The sequence below is a fragment of the Micromonospora sp. AB353 genome, from assembly GCF_049538395.1.
Lineage (GTDB): Bacteria > Actinomycetota > Actinomycetes > Mycobacteriales > Micromonosporaceae > Micromonospora > Micromonospora aurantiaca.
In genome coordinates, this window is sequence record NZ_JBMVFV010000005.1 from 105,859 (window position 1) to 124,084 (window position 18,226).

Below are 18,226 nucleotides of genomic sequence, written 5' to 3' on the forward strand. Positions count from 1 at the left end.
GAGGTTGGCCGCGTTCCGCGTCCGATTTGTCGCCGTCAACCTCATGATCGACGGGGTGGGGGTGACCGGTTAGCGGAGTGACGTGGGTCACTGGGCGCAGTGGGGGTGCCGTTCGGCGCAAGCGTCGACCGGCCCTCGGCGGAGCCTTCCCGGGCCGGAAGCGCGCTCTCTACCGTGCGCGAAACTCCCCACGCCTTGCGAAGGTGGTGATCCACAGATGTCCACGGACACACCCGCGTCCGCACCCGCCGAGTCGGCGGCGGAACGGTACCTCGCCGTCCAGCGGTCGGACGAGTTCGCCGGGTTGCGGCGCACGCTGCGCGGCTTCGTCTTCCCGATGACCGTCGCGTTCTTCCTGTGGTACGCGCTCTACGTCATCCTCTCCGCGTACGCGCGGGGATTCATGGGCACGAAGCTGATCGGCAACATCAACGTCGCCCTGGTCTTCGGCCTGCTCCAGTTCGTCTCCACGTTCCTCATCGCCTGGTTCTACTCGCGGTTCGCCAGCCGCCGGGTCGACCCGGTCGCCGACCGGATCCGCGACGAGATGGGGGAGGTGACCCATGAACACGGTCCTCGCGGCTGAGGCGGGCAGCACCACCGCCCGGAACCTCACCATCACGCTGTTCCTGGTCTTCGTGGCGATCACGCTGGCGATCACCGTCTGGGCCAGCCGGCAGACAAAGACCGCCACCGACTTCTACGCCGGCGGCCGGTCCTTCTCCGGCTTCCAGAACGGCATGGCGATCGGCGGCGACTACATGTCGGCGGCGTCCTTCCTGGGCATCGCCGGCATCATCGCGCTCTACGGCTACGACGGCTTCCTCTACTCCATCGGCTTCCTGGTCGCCTGGCTGGTGGCGCTGCTGCTCGTGGCCGAGCTGCTGCGCAACTCCGGCCGGTACACGATGGCGGACGTCCTGGCGTTCCGGATGCGGCAGCGGCCGGTCCGGACCGCGGCGGCGGTCTCCACCATCACCGTGTCGATCTTCTACCTGCTGGCCCAGATGGTCGGCGCCGGCGCGCTCGTCGCCCTGCTGCTCGGCATCAAGCCGGGCACCACGTTCCTCGGCATGGACGCCGACACCGCCAAGGTCGCCACCATCATCATGGTCGGCGCCCTGATGATCATCTACGTGACCGTCGGTGGGATGAAGGGCACCACGTACGTTCAGATCGTCAAGGCGTTCCTGCTGATGGGCGGCGCGCTGGCGATGACGCTGCTGGTGCTCGCCAAGTACAAGTTCAACCTGTCCTCGCTGCTCGGCGACGCGGCCAGCGCCTCGGGCAAGGGAGCGGCGTTCCTCGAACCCGGGCTGCGCTACGGCGTGGAGACACCCGGCGACGCGCTGAAGACGTTCTACAGCAAGATGGACCTGCTCTCGCTGGGCATCGCGCTGGTCCTCGGCACGGCCGGCCTGCCGCACATCCTGATCCGCTTCTACACCGTGCCGACCGCGCGGGCGGCCCGTAAGAGCGTGCTCTGGGCGATCGGCATCATCGGCACGTTCTACCTGCTCACCCTGGCGCTGGGCTTCGGCGCGGCGGCGATCGTCGGCGGGCAGGCGATCACCGAGCAGGACAAGGCGGGCAACACGGCGGCACCCCAGCTCGCCGAGGCACTGGGTGTGGACTTCCTCGGCGGGAACCTGGGCGGTGCCACACTGCTGGCGATCATCGCGGCGGTCGCGTTCGCCACGATCCTCGCGGTGGTCGCCGGACTCACCCTGGCGTCGTCGTCAAGCCTGGCGCACGACTTCTACGCCAACGTGATGAAGAACGGGCAGGCGTCGGAGCGGCAGGAGGTGAACGTCGCCCGGATCTCCGCGCTGGTGATCGGCGCGGTGTCGATCGTCCTGTCGATCTACGCGCAGAACCTGAACGTGGCGTTCCTGGTCGCACTGGCGTTCGCGGTCGCCGCGTCGGGCAACCTGCCGGCCATCCTCTACAGCCTGTTCTGGAAGCGGTTCAACACCTCGGGCGCGGTCTGGGCCATCTACGGCGGCCTGCTCGCCGCCGTGGTGCTCGTCTTCTTCTCGCCGGTCGTCTCCGGCGCGCCGACGGCGATGTTCCCCGACCACGACTGGCAGTGGTTCCCGCTGTCGAACCCGGGCATCATCTCGATCCCGTTCGGCTTCCTGTGCGGCTGGCTCGGCACGATCCTGTCCAAGGAGAGCGACGAGGAGAAGTACGCGGAGCTGGAGGTGCGCTCGCTCACCGGAGCCGGCGCCCACTGAGCACCACAGTCGAGCGGGGCCCCTGCCTTACGCGGGGGCCCCGCCTCGCGTGTATAGGCTGACCGCCATGAAGGTCGCTCCCCGCTTCGGTACCGGTCACCGCATCCTCGTCACCGGCGGCGCCGGTTTCGTCCCGTCCCACCTGGTCGACCGGCTCGTCGAGCGCGGCTGCACCGTCGTGGTGCTGGACAACTTCGTCACCGGGTCCAAGGACAACGTCGCCCACCTGCTGGACGAGCCGACCTTCACGCTCGTCGAGGCGGACATCTCCGACGGCCTGCCGCAGCACCCGGCGATGACCGAGCGGTTCGACGCGATCCTGCACATGGCGTCCCCGGCCAGCCCGACCGACTTCGAGAAGCTGCCGGTGGAGATCCTCCGGGTCGGCTCGGTGGCGACGCTGGCGCTGCTGGAGCGGGCCACCGACGACGGCGCGCGGTTCCTGATGGCCTCCACCTCCGAGGCGTACGGCGACCCGAAGGAGCACCCGCAGCGCGAGACGTACTGGGGCAACGTCAACCCGATCGGCATCCGGAGCGTCTACGACGAGGCGAAGCGCTTCTCCGAGGCGGCCACCATGGCCTACCACCGCAGCCGGGGCACGGACACCGCGATCGTGCGGATCTTCAACACGTACGGCCCGCGGATGCGCCCCGACGACGGCCGCGCCATCCCGACGTTCATCTCCCAGGCGCTGCGCGGCGAGCCGATCACCGTGCACGGCACCGGCAACCAGACCCGTTCGATCTGCTACGTCGACGATCTGGTGCGCGGCATCCTGCTGCTGCTCGACTCGACCCAGACCGGGCCGATCAACTGCGGCACCGAGCACGAGATGTCGATGCGGCAACTGGCCGAGACGATCGTGTCACTCACCGGAAGCACGTCCGAGGTGAGCTACATCACTCGTGCTTCCGATGACCCGGAGATGCGCCGTCCGGACCTGACCCTCGCCCGCGAACTGCTGGGATACGAGCCGAGCGTCACGCCCGAAGACGGCCTCCGACGCACGATCGAGTACTTCCGCGGGCGTCTCGGGTACTGAGCCCGCCGGGGACGCGGCTGACATCGGCGCGCGTACGAGGGCGTCGGTGGCCCGGCCGACCTACCCTCGATTACATGTCAGCGACCTCGTCTGCCGGCGCCCCGATCCCCCGACACCTCAGCCGGGGCGCGGGCCGCGCCTCGGTTCCCGGCTCCGGCCGCGCCGCCACCGGGCGCGCCCGGCCCTCGGAAACCAGGTGGTACCCCGCACACGACGAGGTGCCCCGCTCCGGCGGTCCCGGGGGCCCGGCCGGGCCGACCGGACCCGGCGGTCCGGGCGGTGGCGGTCCGGGCGGATCCGGGCGGCGTGGCCCCCGGCCGCGCTGGGGGCGCATCGGCCTGGTGGCGGGTGTCGCGGTGCTCGTGCTGGCGCTGCTCGGCGGCCTCGGCGCGTGGTTCTACGCCCGCAACCTGGACGACGACCTGGCGCGCACCGACCCGTTCGCCGGGATCACCGGCGGCCGGCCGGCCAAGCAGGTCGAGGGCGCCTTCAACATCCTGCTCGTGGGCAGCGACTCGCGGGATCCGGACGCCCCTGTCGACGGCTCCGGCAAGTGGCGCGCGGACACCGTGATCGTCATGCACATCCCGGCCGACCACAAGAGCGCCTACCTGGTCTCGGTGCCGCGTGACCTGTACGTCCCGATCCCGGAGAGCGCCGGCGCGTCCTGCGACTCGGGCTCGCGCAACAAGATCAACGCGGCGTTCGCGTTCGGCGGCCTGCCGCTCGCGGTGAAGACCGTGGAGTGCTTCACCGACGTACGGATCGACCACGTCATGGCCATCGACTTCGGCGGTTTCAAGGAGGTCACGGACGCGCTGGGCGGGGTCGACCTCAAGGTGGAGCGGACCATCACCTCGATCCACAAGCCGTACCGGACGTTCACCAAGGGCGTGAACCACATGAACGGCGCCGAGGCGCTGGACTGGGTCCGGCAGCGCAAGCAGTTCCCGGACGGCGACTTCGCCCGGATGCGGCACCAGCAGGAGTTCCTGAAGGCGCTGATGGACAAGGCGGCCAGCACCGGGACGCTCACCAACCCGAAGAAGCTGAACGACTTCCTCAAGGCGGTCACCGCCGCCGTCACGGTTGACCAGGGATTCTCGTTGACCGACATGGCAGTGCAGTTCCGCAGCCTGCGGGGCGAGAACCTGACGTTCGTCACCAGCCCGCACCTGGGCGGCCAGACCATCGACGGCCAGTCGGTGGTGGTCTCCGACCGGGAGAAGGCGCTGGCGATGTACAAGGCGATCGCCGCGGACCGGATGGCCGAGTGGATGCAGGCCAACCAGAAGGGTTCGGGCGACAACGCGGGCGGCTGACGCCGGCACGACATGACCGGTAACGAGCGCTAGGGCCTCGCCACCACGGAGGCCAACCGCCGACCGGCTCCTTACCCCTGCCCGTTCGGCCACAACCCGAGGATGTAGGCCGGTATTGACGGGAATTGCGAGCCTACGAGGTCGCGAATACGGGAACAGATACGTAAAGTGGTCCCGCCCCCGATCACCGAGCTGGAGCACGCATGTCGGTCCAGACCAGCCGTCGCCCGCAGTCACCGGCACCCGGATCATCCGGGCGGGTCCCTCCGGTCATCCCCACACAGCCCGGTTCCGGCGGTCGCGGTCCCGGCGGTGGCAAGAAGAAGCGCACCAAGCGCAAGGACCCGCTCTGGGCGAAGCTCACGCTGGTGCTCGGCGCCGTGCTGATGGTGACCAGTGGCGTCGCGATCGTCGGCAGCAAGGCGGTCATCGGCCAGGCCACCGACAACATCGCCCAGCGCAACCTGCTCGGCGGAGCGGGCAAGAGCGAGGCCGAGGGCGGCAACAGCCTCGAAGGCCCGATCGACATGCTGCTGCTCGGTGTGGACGCCCGCGAGCGCTGGGCCGCCGATGACGTACGGTCGGACACGATCATCATCCTGCACATCCCGGCCAGCCACGACCAGGCGTACCTGATCTCGATCCCCCGGGACACCGAGGCGCGTATCCCGGCGTTCGAGAAGAGCGGCTACAGGGGCGGCACCGACAAGATCAACGCGGCCTTCTTCCACGGCGCCCAGAACGGCGGCGGCTGGGAGGGCGGCGCTCAACTGATGGCCAAGACGATCAAGTCGATGACCGGAATCGGCTTCGACGGCGCCGCGATCATCAACTTCGGCGGCTTCAAGAGCGTGATCGACGCGCTCGGCTCGGTGCGGATCTGCGTCAGCCACGAGGTCAAGTCGCACCACATGTCGTACGTCGACGGCAAGCCGATGTGGAACGCCGACGCGAAGAAGACCGGCAAGCCGTACAAGGCAGTGGTGCACAAGAAGGGCTGCCGGGAGATGGAGGGCTGGGAGGCGCTCGACTACTCCCGCCAGCGCTACGGCCTGCCGAACAGCGACTACGACAGGCAGCAGAACCAGCAGCAGCTGATCAAGGCGATGGCCAAGAAGGCCACCGAGGGCGGCATGCTGACCAACCCGCTGAAGCTGAACTCGCTGATGAAGGCCGCGGGCAAGGCGTTCGTCCTGGACACCGGCGGCGTGCCGATCGCCGACTTCATCTTCACGCTCAAGAACCTCAACGGGAACGACCTGGTCACCCTGCGGACCAACGGCGGCACGTTCGCCGGCAACAACAACGGCCGGGAGACGTTCAACGAGACGACGATGGACATGTTCCAGGCGGTCAAGAACGACAAGCTGGCCGACTTCGTGGTGAACAACCCGGACGTCCTCTCCACCCGTAAATGACCTGCTGACCTGCGCGAAAGCGATACCGGTCGGCCGATCCCCCCGTAGCCTGACGTGAGCGGGTCTCATGTCGCGGCTACGGGGGGATCGTCACGTCCAGGCCAGCACGGAACCGACGCGGGCGGGGTGGACCCGCCCGCTGGGCCCGGTTCCTGCTCGGCGCCGGGCTCGTCCTGGTCCTGCTCGCCACGCTCGGCGTCGCCGGGCTGCACTGGCTCACCTCGCGCTACGACCGCACGGTCGCCAAGGAACAACTGCTCGACCCGTCCGCCCGCAAGAAGCGGACGGACCTGGACGGCGCGCTCAACTACCTGTTGATCGGCTCCGACCACCGGCCCGGCGCGAACCCGGAGGACCAGCGCTCCGACAGCATCCTGATCGTGCACGTACCGGCCGGGATGCGGCAGGCGTACCTGATCTCCGTACCGCGCGACCTGCTGGTGGCGCTCCCCCCGGCACCGGGCTTCCCCGGCGGCCAGGACAAGGTCAACGCCGCCTACGAGCACGGCGGCGGCGGTGAGGGCGGCGCGCGCCTGCTCAGCACCACCCTGAACCGGCTCACCGGGATCCGCTTCGACGGCGCGGCACTCGTCGACTTCTCCGGCTTCAAGGAGGTGATCGACCAGCTCGGCGGCATCCGGATGTGCGTGGACACGCCGGTGCGTTCGATCCACACCCGGTACCAGTTCGAGGCCGGCTGCCAGCAGATGGACGGCGCGCGGACGCTCGACTACGTGCGGCAGCGCTACGACCTGCCCGGTGGCGACTTCGACAGGCAGCGGCACCAGCAGCAGATGCTGCGGGCGGTGCTCGACCGGGCGGGCGAGACGCGGCTGCGCAGCGACCCGGTCAAGCTCGACCGGGTGCTGCGCGCGGCCGGCGGGGCGCTGACCGTGGACACCAACGGCGTACCCCTGGACGAGCTGTTGTTCGCGCTGCGCGGCCTGCCCGCGGACGCCCTGCGCGGGGTCCAAGTGCCCTCCTACCCGCAGACCATCGACGGCGTCTCGTACGTGGTGCTGGACGACGGCGGCGCCGGGCTGTTCGGCGCGCTGCGCGACACGCGCGTGCCGGAGTGGGCCGGCGCCAACCCGCGCTGGGTCAACCGGCTGTGAGCGCCGCGGGCGACTAGGCTTGGTCACCGTGTTCGGAGCCTCACTACCCAGCGTCCCCGCGTCGGCCGTGCCCGACGACGTCTACCTGCTCGACGTCCGCGAGGACGACGAATGGGCCGCCGGCCACGCGCCGGCCGCCCACCACCTGCCGATGACCGAGCTGCCCGCCCGGATCGCCGAGATCCCGCAGGACCGCGACGTGGCGGTGATCTGCCGCTCCGGCGGCCGGTCCGCCCAGGTGGTCGGCTACCTCATGCGCAACGGCTGGGACCAGGTCCGCAACGTCGACGGCGGGATGGGCGACTGGGCCGCCGCGGGCCGTCCGGTGGTCACCGACGACGGGCAGCCGGGCCGGGTCGCCTGAGCCGGTGACACGGCCATGACCGTCCCCCTGGTCTTCGCCCATCGCGGCGCCTCGTACGACCTGCCGGAGCACACGCTCGCCGCCTACCTGCGCGCCCTGGACGAGGGCGCGGACGGGCTGGAGTGCGACGTCCGGCTGACCCGCGACGGCCACCTGGTCTGCGTGCACGACCGTCGGCTGGACCGCACCAGCAACGGCCACGGCCTGGTCAGCGCGCGGACGCTCGCCGAGCTGGAGGCGCTGGACTTCGGTTCCTGGCACCGGGCCGCGACGCTCGCCGAGGACGACGTGCCGCTCGACGAGTCGCACACCCGGCTGCTCACGCTGGAGCGGCTGCTCGACGCGGTGCTGGCCGCCGGGCGGCCGGTCCGACTGCTGATCGAGACCAAGCACCCGTCCCGCTACCGGGGCGAGGTCGAGCGCCGCCTGATCGAGATGCTGCGCCGGTACGGGCTGGCCGAGCCCCGCCCGGACCATCCGGTCCAGGTGACGGTGATGTCGTTCTCGCCGCTCGCCGTACGCCGGGTCCGGGAACTCGCTCCGGCGCTGCCCACCGTGCTGCTGCTGGAGGTGCTGCCGCGCCTGCTGCCGCTGGGCCGGCTGCCGTTCGGTACCCGGATCGCCGGTCCCGGCGTGGACCTGGTCCGGGCCCGCCCGCGCCTGGTCCCCTCGCTGCGCGCCGCCGGCAACTCGGTGTACGTCTGGACCGTCAACGAGCCGGAGGATCTGGAACTCGTGCTGGAAGCGGGCGTGGACGGGGTGATCACGGACCGGCCGGCCCACGCGCTGGCCCGGTTGGGCCGGTGAGTCCCGTCGATCGGTCCCGGGGACCGTCGACCGGCCGGGGGTGTCCCGGACGCGGACGGCGCGGCACACTCGGGACATGCCGGAGCGAACCGACTACCCCGCCTTCATCGCCGGCCACACCGCAGTGATCAAGATGATCAACTCGGGCGAGTCCGGCCTCGCCGTCCTCACCCGCCTGCTCCGCGAGGTCGAACCCGCAGTCGGCGCGGCCGGCCTGGTCTTCGTGGAGTTCACCCCGGCCGGCGGACGCGTCGTCGCCGCGACCGGCAGCGCCGAGTTCGTCCTCGGCCGCCCGCTGCCCGCCACCGACCCGGCCACCGTCTGCCTGCTCGCCGGCCCGCCGGTACGGGAGGTCCGGGTCGACGCGATCCCCGGTGCGCTCGCCGACGAGGTCGCCGGCCGGGGCCTCTGCCGGATGATCGTGGCGCGCGCCGAGATCGGCGGGCTCACCATCGGCAGCCTGCACGCGCTCTACCCGCTGAGCGAACCGCTGCAACCCTCGCAACGCGCCGTCATCGGCTACATCGCCGCCTGCATCGCCCACATGTACGGCGACCAGACCGGACTGCCCGTACACGGGGACGGGCCGGTCGTGGCGGCGCTCGCCGACGGCCTCGCGGTGGTGGACCGGGACGGACGTGTCCGGCTCTGGAACCCGGCCGCGGTCGAGGTGACCGGCCGGTCGGCGGACGAGGCGCTGAGCCGGCCGTTGCCGTTCCCGCTGCCGCCGCCCGGTCAGGTGCTGGACCACCGGCTGCCGGACGGCCGCTGGCTGCGGATCACGTCCGGCGAACTGCCCGGCCCGAACGCGCTGCGCGTGGTCAGCTTCCGCGACACCACCGACCAGCAGCGGCGCGACCACGACCGGGATCTGTTCGTCGCGGTGACCAGCCACGAACTGCGGACCCCGGTCACCGTCATCAAGGGGTACGCGGACACGCTCACCGACCACTGGGACTCGCTGAGCGACGGCGACCGCAGGCAGGCCGCCCGGATCATCGGCCAGCGCGCCAACGAACTGGCCCGCCTGGTCGACCGGCTGCTGACCGCCGCCACCGAGAACCGTCCCGGTGGCGAACCGGCCGCACCGTTCGACCTGGTCGACGCGCTGCGCGCGGCGGTGGTGGACCTGCCGGCGGACGTCCGGCACCGGGTCGTGCTCGACCTGCCCGCCGACCTGCCCAAGGCGCTCGGCGACCGGCACAGCCTCGCCACGGTCCTCACCGAACTGGGCACGAACGCCGGGAAGTACTCGCTGCCGGACACACCGATCGAGATCACCGCCGAGGCGAACGAACGGACCGTCTCGTTCCGGGTGGCCGACCGGGGCATCGGCATCCGGCCGGAACACGTGGAGCGGGCCTTCGACCGGTTCTGGCAGGGGGAGTCCGGCGACCGCCGCCGGTATCCCGGCGCCGGGCTCGGTCTCTATCTCGTCCGCCAGATCGTTGAACAGCAGAATGGATGGGTATCCCTCCGGCCCAGAGCCGGTGGCGGTACGGTCGCAGAGGTGCGGCTGCCCCGGGGTTGACCGGGGCGCTCACGGGCGGGGAAGGAACGACGTGTCGACTGGTCCGGCCGAACGGTCGTGGTGCGTGGTGGTGCCCCACGACGCCTCCGGCGCGCGCCTGGCCCGGCATCGGCTCGCCGACGAGCTGACCGGCGTCGTACCCCCGGTTCTGGTGGCCGACCTGGTCGCGGTCCTCGCCGAGCTGGTCGGCAATGCGGTCCGGCACGCCGACTCGCTGCCCGGCGGCGTGGTGCGGGTCGCCTGGCGGCTGCGCCCGACCGAGCAGGGGCCGAGCGTCGAGCTGCGGGTCACCGACGGCGGTTCCGGTGCCGGCCCGTGCATGCGTACCGCCTCGCCGGACGCGGCCGACGGCCGAGGGCTGCACATCGTCGCCGGGCTCGCCAGCGGCTGGGGCGTGGAGCGCGACGGCCTGGGCCAGAGCGTGTGGGCGCGGTTCGACCCGGTCCCGGCGCATCGGACCGACCTGGTCGCCGCCGGCTGACCGACGCGGCGGACGGGTCCGGCCCCCGCCGCCGAGACCCGGCATCTAGGCTGTCTCGCCATGACCGAGCGGAGCGGAGCGGGCGCATGAGCAAGCGTCGGAAGAACCAGCGGGCCGGCGAGGCCACCCCGAAGCGGGAGAAGGTGCGCGACGTCTTCGTGCCCCGGCCGTTCGAGGGCCTGGCGGACGAGCCGGAGTGGATCGCCCTGCGCGAGCTGGTCCCGGCGGCGTCCGCGCCGCTGCGGCTGACCCCGGAACTGATCGAGGAGTACGGCGACCGGCCGGTCACGCTGGCGACAGTGCTGCCGATGGCCGCACCGGCGATGACCAAGCCGGACGGGCGGGTCTTCATCGGCCTGCAGCGGCACCAGCAGTCCGGCGACGTCTCCCGCGACCTGGCCGACGCGCTGATCTCCGCGCTGCGTACCGAGCCGGGCGGCCAGGTGAGCGTGCCGCCGCTGCCCGGGCCGGGCCCCCGCCTCCAGGACATCCTGGTGGACGGCCCGCTGGAGATCAGCATGCACGACGGGTTCGACTTCTGGCTCGACCCGGGCGCCGCCGACGACCCGAACGTCCAGGCGTCCCTGGAGCGGGCCAACTCGGCCATCTACCCGACCGTCAAGCTGGCCGCCGCGCCGGCCGCGTACTGGTGCCAGGTGCCGGAGAAGGCCCACGTGCGCCTGGTCCTGCCGGAGGACGAGGACACCGCGCTCGACGCGCTGTCCCGGCTCGCCGCGGCGGGCGCGCTGACGCTCGGCGACGACACGAAGTTCGCGGGCATGTTCCGGGCGCACGGGCGCCTGGCGCCGGTCTGGGACCTGCCGGAGGACACCCCGGCCGCCGAGTGGGAGGCGCCGGTGGCGGAGTTCGCCAAGCGCTACGCCGAGGCGGTCGCGGAGCGGGAGCCGCTCGACGCGGCCGGCCGCCGGGCCCGCCAGGGCCTCCTCGGCCGCCAGCTGACGCTGCGCTGACGTCTCCGGGTCAGGCGGCCCCGCCCTTCTCCCGCACCAGCGGGCAGGACATGCAGCGCGGGCCGCCCCGCCCGGAGCCCAGTTCGGACCCGGCGATGGCGATCACCTCGATGCCGGCGCGTTCCAGTTGCGCGTTGGTCTCCACGTTGCGCTCGTAGCCGACGCACAGCCGGGGTGCGAGCGCGAGCGTGTTGTTGCCGTCGTCCCACTGCTCGCGTTCGGCGGTGACCGGGTCCAGACCGGTGTCGATCACCCGGAGCTGGTCGAGGTCCATCGCGTCGGCGGCTGCCCGCAGGAACGGCGCCGGGCCGTCGACCCGCAGGTCGTCGCCGTCCGCGCCGGCGATGACCGTGTACGCGGACAGCTCGTGGGCGACGTTCGGGTACATCAGCACGGCGTCCACGTCGACCATCGTGCAGATCGTGTCCAGGTGCATGGTGGCGCGTTCCTGCGCGATCGGCACCACCAGGATGGTGTGCGCCAGGCCGGCCGCGAACACCTGCCGGGCCAGCCGTTCCGCGCCGGCCGGGGTGGTGCGTTCGCCGACGCCGACGGCGAGCACCCCCGGCGCGAGCAGCAGCACGTCGCCGCCCTCCAGGTGCTCCATCCGGGGGTGGTAGACGAACTCGGTGCCGACGAAGCGCGGGTGGTAGCGGTAGATCGCGTCGGTGAGCGTGGTCTCCCGCCGCCGGGCCGGCATGGCCAGGCTCGTCACGCCGACCCGGTCGCCGATCCAGACCGACGAGTCGCGGGTGAACAGCAGGTTGGGCAGCGGGTCGATGACGAAGTCGTGCCGGTCCATGAGCGTCCAGACCAGACCGCCGGGGCGGTCGCCGCCGAGCCGCAGTTCCTCGTGGGCGAGCCCGGCGGTGAGCACGTCGGCCAGCCCGGCCGGATCGAGGTACGCCAGATGGTCGGCGACGCGGCGCCGCAGGGTGTGGCCGAGCCGACGGGACCGCAGCACCTGCTCGGTCAGCTCGGCCCGGGCGTCGGGCACGGCGAGCGTCTCGGCCAGCAGGTCGGCCAGGTAGAGCACCTCGACCCCGCGGGACCGCAACGCCGCCGCGAACGCGTCGTGCTCCTCCTGCGCGCGTCCCACCCATGGGATAGCGTCGAACAGGAGACTGTCGTTGTTGCGTGGGGTGAGGCGGGCCAGTTCCGGTCCCGGGCGGTGCAGCAGCACCGTCCCGAGCCGGGCGACTTCGCTGTCCACATAGTGGGTCACCCCCGCAGCCTAGGGCAGGCTTGCGCACCATCCGGAAAAGAAGTGTGAATGAATATGGCATTCATCCGCACTCACTCCGGCGGTCCAACTTGCCGAGCCCCGGGGGGCGCAACGTAGGGTAGTGGAGACATAACTTCGAGAGACCTTTTGCCGGAGGTCGCGATGACTGTCTTTCCCGCGCGTCGAGCCGTACCGAGCAGGGCACTGCCGCCCCGCACGGTGCCGCACTCCCCCCGGGTCGAGCCCACCTCGGTGCTCGAGCCGGCCCGACCGACTCCATTGGAGTGGGCCCGGCGTCGCCGGGCGGAGCGGGGGGCCCGCCGGTTGGAAGCAGCAGGGGCCCGCGCCCTGGGCCAACTCGACCACCTCGGTCCCGCCTGGCACGTCATCGAGTGGCCCCGGACGGACCCGGCCGACATGCTGCTCGACCGCGGCCGTGACGACCGGGCCGGGTTCCTGGCCATCGGCCCGAGCGGTCTGTTCGCGGTCACCATCGCCGACCACGGCCGGGCCCGCGTGCTGGTGGCCGGCGACGTGGTCCAGATCAACGGCAAGCGCCCGCCGTACGTGCTGGAGGCCCGCCGGGACGCCAAGCGCGCCAGCAAGGCCCTCTCCGACGCGGTCGGCCTGCCGATCCCGGTGACGCCGGTGCTGACGTTCGTCGGCTCCGGGGTGATCAGCGTCTACGGCCTGCCGAAGGACTGCCTCATGGCCACCCACCGCGAGCTGGACCGCCTGCTCGTGGCCGGTGGGAACCGGATCAGTCCGGCCACCGCCGAGAAGCTCTCCCGCGTCGCGCAGGCGCCGGCCACGTGGTTCAACGGCACGTACCGTCCAACCGCCGACTACCGGTGGTATGACGAGGGCCGAACGGCCGCTGACAAGCAGGCCGCCCGCCGGTAACGTCTCCGGCGACGCCACGCGGCCCACGGCACCGCCCCCGACTGGTTCCGTCGGTCCGCGTCGTCGCCGGCCGCCCGGCAGCCGATGCTTCCGCCGCACCGACCGGCTAGCGTGGACAGACCGTCGGTGTACATAGGAGGCGCGGTGGCCCACGTCGAACTCTCACTCTCGGAAGTGTTCGCGCCCGCGGCATCCGCCGAGCAGGAGTCCGACAACTTCGGGCAGTGGTCCGGCATGGTCTCCCGGGCCGCCGAGCCGTGCCTGCTGATCGACGCCGGCACCACTGTCGTGGCGATCTCCTCATCCGGCTGCGACCTGCTCTGCCTGGGCGCCCCGGAGGACGTGATCGGCCTGCCGCTGCTGGAGGGCGGCCTGCGCCTCGTCGACTTCACGGCGAGCCCGAGCGAGCTGACCGAGCAGGAGACCGACAAGATCCCGCCGCTGCTCGCGCTGCACTCCGGGCGGCTCGCCCGCGGCCTGCTGCGGGTGCAGGGGCCCGGCTCCGACGCCGGCCGGACCGTCGACGCCATCTCCACGCCGGTGCTCACCGACGGCGCGGTGGCCGGGTCGCTCACCTTCCTCTCCGCGGTCTGACCCGCGACGAGACCCGGAGCCCTTCTCCCGGGCCGGTCCTGCTCCTACGATGACCTCGGCCCCACCGTACGACGACATCCCTCGATGCCCGAGGACGCCCCCGTGCCCCGCACCCCACGCCCCCGACGCCGCCACCGCCCGCTGGCGCTGCTGACAGTGCTCGCCCTCGCCGCCTGCGGCACCCCGCCCGAGTTGCGCGCGCCGCCACCCGCCGCCGCCACGCCCGTCCCGGTCCCGTCGGCGTCCGTCACGGCCGGCCCGAGCGCGACGCCGACCCCACCCGTGCCGATTCTCCCGCCCACGCTCTCCCCGTCCGTGCCGGCGTCTGCGGCACCCTGCCGGGGGCGGCCCTCCGGCGACCGGATCGTCGCGCTGCTGCGCGGCTCCGCCGGCGTGCTGCCCCGCGACGTCCGGGTCACCGTGTCGACCGGTCCGCTCTGCGCCGAGGGCTGGCAGTACACCGTCCTGTCGGTCACCGGGCACGAGGAGTTGCAGGTGGTCACGCGCGGCGAGAGCGGCACGCCGAGGCTGGTCACAGCCGGCACGGACGTGTGCGGCGTCGAGGTGCGGACCGTGGCGCCGGCCGGCATCCGTACCCTGGCCTGCGACGGCACGCCGGGTGCGTAGGCTGGTCGGCATGCCGGGAACACCGCCGACCCGCTTCGTCTACCTGGGCCCCGAGGGCACCTTCGCCGAGCAGGCCCTGCGTACGGTGCCCGCCGCCGAGCGCGGAGACCGCACGCCGGCCCGCAGCGTCGGCGAGGCGCTCGACGCGGTACGCGCCGGCGAGGCGGACGCGGCGCTGGTGCCACTGGAGAACTCCATCGGCGGCGCGGTCGGGGTGACGCTCGACGAGCTGGTCGAGGGCGACCCGCTGGTGATCACCCGCGAGGTGGTCCTCCCGGTCGAGTTCGTGCTGGCCGCCCGCACCGGCACCACGCTGGCCGACGTACGCTCCGTCGCGGCCCACCCGCAGGCGTCCACCCAGTGCCGGGGCTGGCTGCGGGCGCACCTGCCGGACGCCACAGTGGTCGACGTGCTCTCCAACGGCGCCGCCGCGGCCGGGGCGGCGAATGGCGAGTACGACGCCGCCATCTGCGCCCCGATCGGCGCGAGCCGGCACCGCCTGGCAGTGCTGGCCGACAAGATCGCCGACCACCCGGACGCGGTGACCCGGTTCGCGCTGGTGTCCCGCCCCGGGCCGCCCCCGCCACCAACCGGCGACGACCTGACCTCGCTCGCGGTGTGCCTCGCACACGACCGGGTGGGCGCGCTGCTGGCGGTGCTGATGGAGCTGGCCGTGCGCGGCGTGAACATGACCCGGATCGAGTCCCGCCCCACCGGCGAGGCGCTCGGCCGCTACGTGTTCTTCCTGGACTGTGCCGGGCACGTCGCCGACGTACGCCTCGGCGAGGCGTTGCAGGGACTGCGCCGGGTCTGCGCCGACGTGCGGTTCCTGGGGTCGTACCCCCGGCACCGCTGGAGCACGGCGGCGGGTGACCAGCAGACGCCGGTGCCGCCGGGGCTCACCGACGCCGACTACGCCGACGCGGCGGCCTGGGTGGCCCGGCTGCGGGCCGGCGAGCTGAGCTGACCGGCCCCGGGGCGACCTCCGCGGACGCCCCGGGCGCCCAGGGTCACTGCAGCAGGCCGCCGAGCACGCCGCCCTGCTGCTGGGAGCCGCTGCCGGCCACCGGAGGCTCCTCCGAGGGCTGGACCACGACGAAGCCCTGGCCGGCGAAGCTCATCGTGAACGCCTCACCGGTGCTGCGGCCGAGCAGCGTGCCCAGGCCGAGCTGCTCGGCACGGTGGTAGCCGGTCTGGAGGTTCGCCGACCAGCACACCGCCGCCTGCGGGTCCACGTACGTCGGGGCGTCCACGTTGAGCACCACAGGGGTGCCCTTGGTGGTGATGGCGATCCGGCCGTGGCCGGTGAAGACGCAGTTGAACAGGCCGGACGAGGACGCGAACCCGGCGCCGCCGACCATCTTGATGTCGTACTGGAGCGTCGAGTCGAACGCCAGCACACTGGAACCGTTGATGGACAGCGCGTCGCCCGGCTCCAGGTCGATGACGTGCACGTCCTTGGCGAAGTCGGCGAGGAAGACGTCGCCGCGCCCGGAGACCTTCATCAGCGGCACGCCCTCACCGGTGAGCCGCTGCTTGATGAACTTGCCGATGCCGCCGGAGCCGAGCGCCTGGAACTGCACCTGCCCCTGGTAGGCGACCATCGACCCGACCCGGGCCATCGCCTCGCCGTTCAGCTCGATCTTCAGCATCTTGGAGTTCTGCAACCGCATGCCGGGCTGCTGGGACTCCTTCTCAAGGTTCTCCGCGGAGAACAGCGCGCTGCGCATGGGTTTTCCTCCTGCATCAGGATCTGCCTGATCCGCAGGTTAGGCGACCGGCGCAACCGCCGGGATCGGCCGAGCGGGGACGCGCCGGAGGCCGGTCAGCCCCAGCCCAGGGCGTGCAGCCGCTCGTCGTCGATGCCGAAGTGGTGGGCGATCTCGTGCACCACCGTCACCGCCACCTCGTCGACCACGTCGTCGTCGGTGTCGCAGATCGCCAGGATCGGGTTGCGGTAGATCAGGATGCGGTCGGGCAGCACACCGGAGTAGTCCCAGCCGCGAGAGGTGAGGGCATGCCCCTCGTACAGACCGAGCAGATCCTCGCCCGGCGGCGGGTCGTCCTCCACCAGGATGACCACGTTGCTCATCAACCCGAGCAGTTCCTCGGGCACCTCGTCGAGCGCCTCGCCGACCAGTTCCTCGAACCGGTCCCGGCTCATCTCCACGGCCACGCGGCCCGGTCACTCCCTCCGGATCGGGCACACCGCACGGCGAGGGCGCCCCGCAGGACACCCCCGCCGTGCCGTACGCGATGTCAGGCCAGACGGGCGTTCAGCGTGATCTGCGCGCCCGGCGACAGCAGCCGGGAGATCGGGCAGTTCTCCTTGGCCGCCTCGGCGAGCTTGGTGAACTCGGCCTGGTCGATGCCCGGAACCTGGCCCACGGTCTCCAGGTCGATGCGGGTCACTGTCATGCCGGCGTCGGTCTTGTCGAAGTGCACCTTGGCGGTGGTCTCCACCGCCGTCTCCTGGGCGCCGGCGTCGGCGAGCTGCTTGGAGAGGGCCATCGAGAAGCAGCCGGCGTGCGCGGCGCCGATCAGCTCCTCGGGGTTGGTGCCCTCGCCCTCCTCGAAGCGCGACTTGAAGGAGTAGTTGCCGGACAGGCCGCCCTTGCCGGTGCGGACGGTGCCGGACCCCTCGGTGAGGTTGCCCTGCCAGCGAGCGGATGCGGTACGGATAGGCATGGCACCGACGCTAACCGAAAGCGGGCCGCCCCGCACCGGACCCCGGGGTCGCGATCCGGGCCGGCGGGAGCGGGCTGTGCCATGATTCGACGCAGGCCCGCGTACGGGAAGGGTGGCCATGTCGCAGGATCTCCCCGTTCCCCGGCAGGACAAGCGAATCCCCATGCAGGACACCAGGTCCGACGACACCACGATCGTCGAGTGGGGCGACGCCGAGCCGGAGTCGTCCGGCCGGGCCGCGCGCTCGCTCGCCGCGCTGGGCCGGGACCGCCGTCTGCCGCCCGTGCTCACCGGGCTCGGCGCGGTGGCCGCGCTCGCCTCGCTGATCGGCGAGTGGCTGGCGATCACGGTGCCGGCCGACACCCGGGGCGAGGACGCACCGGCCCGGCTGACCAGCGGCATCTCTGAGATCGGCGGGCTCGGTACGGCGTACCTGGTGGGCCTGCTCGGGCTGGCGGTGGCGGTGGGGCTGGCGCTGCGCGGTGCCCCGGCGGTGCGGCAGCACGCCCGGCTGGCCGGGCTGGGTCTCGCGGCGGCCGTGCTCGGGGTGCTGGTCGCGACCGCCGCCTCCCTCGAACAGTTGGCCCGGCGCATCCTGTTCTTCGTCAGCGAGCAGAGCCTTCAGGTCGAGCACGGACGCGGCCTGGTCAGCGCGTTCGTCGCTGTCGCACTGCTGGCGGCCGCGCTGCACCTGGCCGGTCGGGCGGCCGGCGGGACGCCCACCGACGGGGAGCCGGACGAGGATCGGCCCGAGCGCCGCCGCCGGGTGGACGAGGACGACGTGCCCCCGGCCCCGGCGGATCTGACGGTGCAGCCCACGGTGCCGTTCGCGGGGCCCGAACGGGCGTACTGACCCAGTTCCGGCGGCCACCGGAGCTTCGCCGCCGATTCGCCGGAA

At 72.1% G+C, this 18,226-nt stretch carries 20 protein-coding genes; 16 read left to right on the forward strand and 4 right to left on the reverse strand.

Features of this window, described 5'->3' with window-relative positions; translation table 11 throughout:
- Positions 1-217 precede the first annotated feature (217 nt).
- The 11 genes from ACPCK6_RS04320 to ACPCK6_RS04370 all read left to right on the forward strand — a co-directional run bounded on the left by ACPCK6_RS04320 (position 218) and on the right by ACPCK6_RS04370 (position 11,291).
- Entirely contained in the window at positions 218-586 is a 369-nt protein-coding gene (locus ACPCK6_RS04320) for a DUF485 domain-containing protein (protein WP_396881860.1), read from the forward strand.
- A complete protein-coding gene (locus ACPCK6_RS04325) occupies positions 564-2,237 on the forward strand; it encodes a monocarboxylic acid transporter (RefSeq protein WP_120572582.1) in 1,674 nt (557 codons plus the stop codon). Before ACPCK6_RS04320 ends, ACPCK6_RS04325 begins: the two co-directional genes overlap by 23 nt.
- Positions 2,238-2,304: 67 nt before the next feature.
- Positions 2,305-3,282: an NAD-dependent epimerase/dehydratase family protein gene (locus tag ACPCK6_RS04330; RefSeq protein ID WP_318336164.1), complete on the forward strand. Its 978-nt coding sequence runs from the start codon at positions 2,305-2,307 to the stop codon at positions 3,280-3,282.
- 74 nt (positions 3,283-3,356) lie between these two features.
- Positions 3,357-4,604: an LCP family protein gene (locus tag ACPCK6_RS04335; RefSeq protein WP_396881858.1), complete on the forward strand. Its 1,248-nt coding sequence runs from the start codon at positions 3,357-3,359 to the stop codon at positions 4,602-4,604.
- 203 nt (positions 4,605-4,807) lie between these two features.
- Complete coding sequence (locus ACPCK6_RS04340; RefSeq protein ID WP_396881857.1) at positions 4,808-6,022, forward strand: LCP family protein; 1,215 nt, start codon at positions 4,808-4,810, stop codon at positions 6,020-6,022.
- Between the two features lie 254 nt (positions 6,023-6,276).
- Positions 6,277-7,137, forward strand: a complete 861-nt coding sequence (locus ACPCK6_RS04345) for an LCP family protein (protein WP_514132350.1) — start codon at positions 6,277-6,279, stop codon at positions 7,135-7,137.
- A 28-nt stretch (positions 7,138-7,165) separates the two neighbouring features.
- Positions 7,166-7,501 (forward strand): rhodanese-like domain-containing protein, encoded by a 336-nt coding sequence (locus ACPCK6_RS04350; protein ID WP_013289303.1) that lies wholly within the window; start codon positions 7,166-7,168, stop codon positions 7,499-7,501.
- Positions 7,502-7,516: 15 nt separating this feature from the next.
- Entirely contained in the window at positions 7,517-8,308 is a 792-nt protein-coding gene (locus ACPCK6_RS04355; RefSeq protein WP_396881855.1) for a glycerophosphodiester phosphodiesterase, read from the forward strand.
- Positions 8,309-8,384: 76 nt separating this feature from the next.
- A complete protein-coding gene (locus ACPCK6_RS04360; RefSeq protein ID WP_423480392.1) occupies positions 8,385-9,839 on the forward strand; it encodes a sensor histidine kinase in 1,455 nt (484 codons plus the stop codon).
- A 31-nt stretch (positions 9,840-9,870) separates the two neighbouring features.
- Positions 9,871-10,320 (forward strand): ATP-binding protein, encoded by a 450-nt coding sequence (locus tag ACPCK6_RS04365; protein ID WP_396881853.1) that lies wholly within the window; start codon positions 9,871-9,873, stop codon positions 10,318-10,320.
- An 86-nt stretch (positions 10,321-10,406) separates the two neighbouring features.
- Complete coding sequence (locus ACPCK6_RS04370; protein WP_423480393.1) at positions 10,407-11,291, forward strand: DUF5926 family protein; 885 nt, start codon at positions 10,407-10,409, stop codon at positions 11,289-11,291.
- A 10-nt stretch (positions 11,292-11,301) separates the two neighbouring features.
- Here ACPCK6_RS04370 and ACPCK6_RS04375 read toward each other — a convergent pair whose 3' ends face one another.
- Positions 11,302-12,516 carry an arginine deiminase gene (locus ACPCK6_RS04375; RefSeq protein ID WP_396881852.1) on the reverse strand — a complete coding sequence of 405 codons (1,215 nt, stop codon included), beginning with the start codon at positions 12,514-12,516 and terminating at the stop codon, positions 11,302-11,304.
- A 162-nt stretch (positions 12,517-12,678) separates the two neighbouring features.
- Between ACPCK6_RS04375 and ACPCK6_RS04380 the strand changes: the two genes are divergently transcribed.
- The 4 genes from ACPCK6_RS04380 to pheA all read left to right on the forward strand — a co-directional run bounded on the left by ACPCK6_RS04380 (position 12,679) and on the right by pheA (position 15,607).
- A complete protein-coding gene (locus ACPCK6_RS04380; RefSeq protein ID WP_135242537.1) occupies positions 12,679-13,419 on the forward strand; it encodes a hypothetical protein in 741 nt (246 codons plus the stop codon).
- A 144-nt stretch (positions 13,420-13,563) separates the two neighbouring features.
- Complete coding sequence (locus ACPCK6_RS04385; RefSeq protein ID WP_318336171.1) at positions 13,564-14,013, forward strand: hypothetical protein; 450 nt, start codon at positions 13,564-13,566, stop codon at positions 14,011-14,013.
- Between the two features lie 84 nt (positions 14,014-14,097).
- Positions 14,098-14,640 carry a hypothetical protein gene (locus tag ACPCK6_RS04390; RefSeq protein ID WP_423480394.1) on the forward strand — a complete coding sequence of 181 codons (543 nt, stop codon included), beginning with the start codon at positions 14,098-14,100 and terminating at the stop codon, positions 14,638-14,640.
- A gap of 10 nt (positions 14,641-14,650) precedes the next feature.
- A complete protein-coding gene (pheA, locus tag ACPCK6_RS04395; RefSeq protein ID WP_396881850.1) occupies positions 14,651-15,607 on the forward strand; it encodes a prephenate dehydratase in 957 nt (318 codons plus the stop codon).
- A gap of 43 nt (positions 15,608-15,650) precedes the next feature.
- On the opposite strand, the gene ACPCK6_RS04400 is transcribed toward pheA, so the two are convergent.
- The 3 genes from ACPCK6_RS04400 to ACPCK6_RS04410 all read right to left on the reverse strand — a co-directional run bounded on the left by ACPCK6_RS04400 (position 15,651) and on the right by ACPCK6_RS04410 (position 17,328).
- Positions 15,651-16,370, reverse strand: a complete 720-nt coding sequence (locus ACPCK6_RS04400; RefSeq protein WP_064448083.1) for an AIM24 family protein — start codon at positions 16,368-16,370, stop codon at positions 15,651-15,653.
- Between the two features lie 95 nt (positions 16,371-16,465).
- Positions 16,466-16,810 carry a metallopeptidase family protein gene (locus tag ACPCK6_RS04405; RefSeq protein ID WP_026268384.1) on the reverse strand — a complete coding sequence of 115 codons (345 nt, stop codon included), beginning with the start codon at positions 16,808-16,810 and terminating at the stop codon, positions 16,466-16,468.
- Positions 16,811-16,899: 89 nt separating this feature from the next.
- Complete coding sequence (locus ACPCK6_RS04410) at positions 16,900-17,328, reverse strand: OsmC family protein (RefSeq protein ID WP_013289315.1); 429 nt, start codon at positions 17,326-17,328, stop codon at positions 16,900-16,902.
- 163 nt (positions 17,329-17,491) lie between these two features.
- On the opposite strand from ACPCK6_RS04410, the gene ACPCK6_RS04415 reads away from it, so the two are divergent.
- The gene (locus tag ACPCK6_RS04415; RefSeq protein WP_396881849.1) at positions 17,492-18,181 is read left to right on the forward strand and encodes a hypothetical protein; all 690 of its coding nucleotides are present in this window, start codon (positions 17,492-17,494) and stop codon (positions 18,179-18,181) included.
- Positions 18,182-18,226 lie beyond the last annotated feature (45 nt).

What these genes read in the sequence shown, in the direction of transcription:
- ACPCK6_RS04320 (WP_396881860.1), top strand. Translation starts at nt 218, where the DNA reads ATGTCCACGGACACACCCGCGTCCGCACCCGCCGAGTCGGCGGCGGAA.
- ACPCK6_RS04325 (WP_120572582.1), top strand. Translation starts at nt 564, where the DNA reads ATGAACACGGTCCTCGCGGCTGAGGCGGGCAGCACCACCGCCCGGAAC.
- ACPCK6_RS04330 (WP_318336164.1), top strand. Translation starts at nt 2,305, where the DNA reads ATGAAGGTCGCTCCCCGCTTCGGTACCGGTCACCGCATCCTCGTCACC.
- ACPCK6_RS04335 (WP_396881858.1), top strand. Translation starts at nt 3,357, where the DNA reads ATGTCAGCGACCTCGTCTGCCGGCGCCCCGATCCCCCGACACCTCAGC.
- ACPCK6_RS04340 (WP_396881857.1), top strand. Translation starts at nt 4,808, where the DNA reads ATGTCGGTCCAGACCAGCCGTCGCCCGCAGTCACCGGCACCCGGATCA.
- ACPCK6_RS04355 (WP_396881855.1), top strand. Translation starts at nt 7,517, where the DNA reads ATGACCGTCCCCCTGGTCTTCGCCCATCGCGGCGCCTCGTACGACCTG.
- ACPCK6_RS04360 (WP_423480392.1), top strand. Translation starts at nt 8,385, where the DNA reads ATGCCGGAGCGAACCGACTACCCCGCCTTCATCGCCGGCCACACCGCA.
- ACPCK6_RS04370 (WP_423480393.1), top strand. Translation starts at nt 10,407, where the DNA reads ATGAGCAAGCGTCGGAAGAACCAGCGGGCCGGCGAGGCCACCCCGAAG.
- ACPCK6_RS04380 (WP_135242537.1), top strand. Translation starts at nt 12,679, where the DNA reads ATGACTGTCTTTCCCGCGCGTCGAGCCGTACCGAGCAGGGCACTGCCG.
- ACPCK6_RS04390 (WP_423480394.1), top strand. Translation starts at nt 14,098, where the DNA reads ATGCCCGAGGACGCCCCCGTGCCCCGCACCCCACGCCCCCGACGCCGC.
- pheA (WP_396881850.1), top strand. Translation starts at nt 14,651, where the DNA reads ATGCCGGGAACACCGCCGACCCGCTTCGTCTACCTGGGCCCCGAGGGC.
- ACPCK6_RS04400 (WP_064448083.1), bottom strand. Translation starts at nt 16,370, where the DNA reads ATGCGCAGCGCGCTGTTCTCCGCGGAGAACCTTGAGAAGGAGTCCCAG.
- ACPCK6_RS04410 (WP_013289315.1), bottom strand. Translation starts at nt 17,328, where the DNA reads ATGCCTATCCGTACCGCATCCGCTCGCTGGCAGGGCAACCTCACCGAG.
- ACPCK6_RS04415 (WP_396881849.1), top strand. Translation starts at nt 17,492, where the DNA reads ATGCAGGACACCAGGTCCGACGACACCACGATCGTCGAGTGGGGCGAC.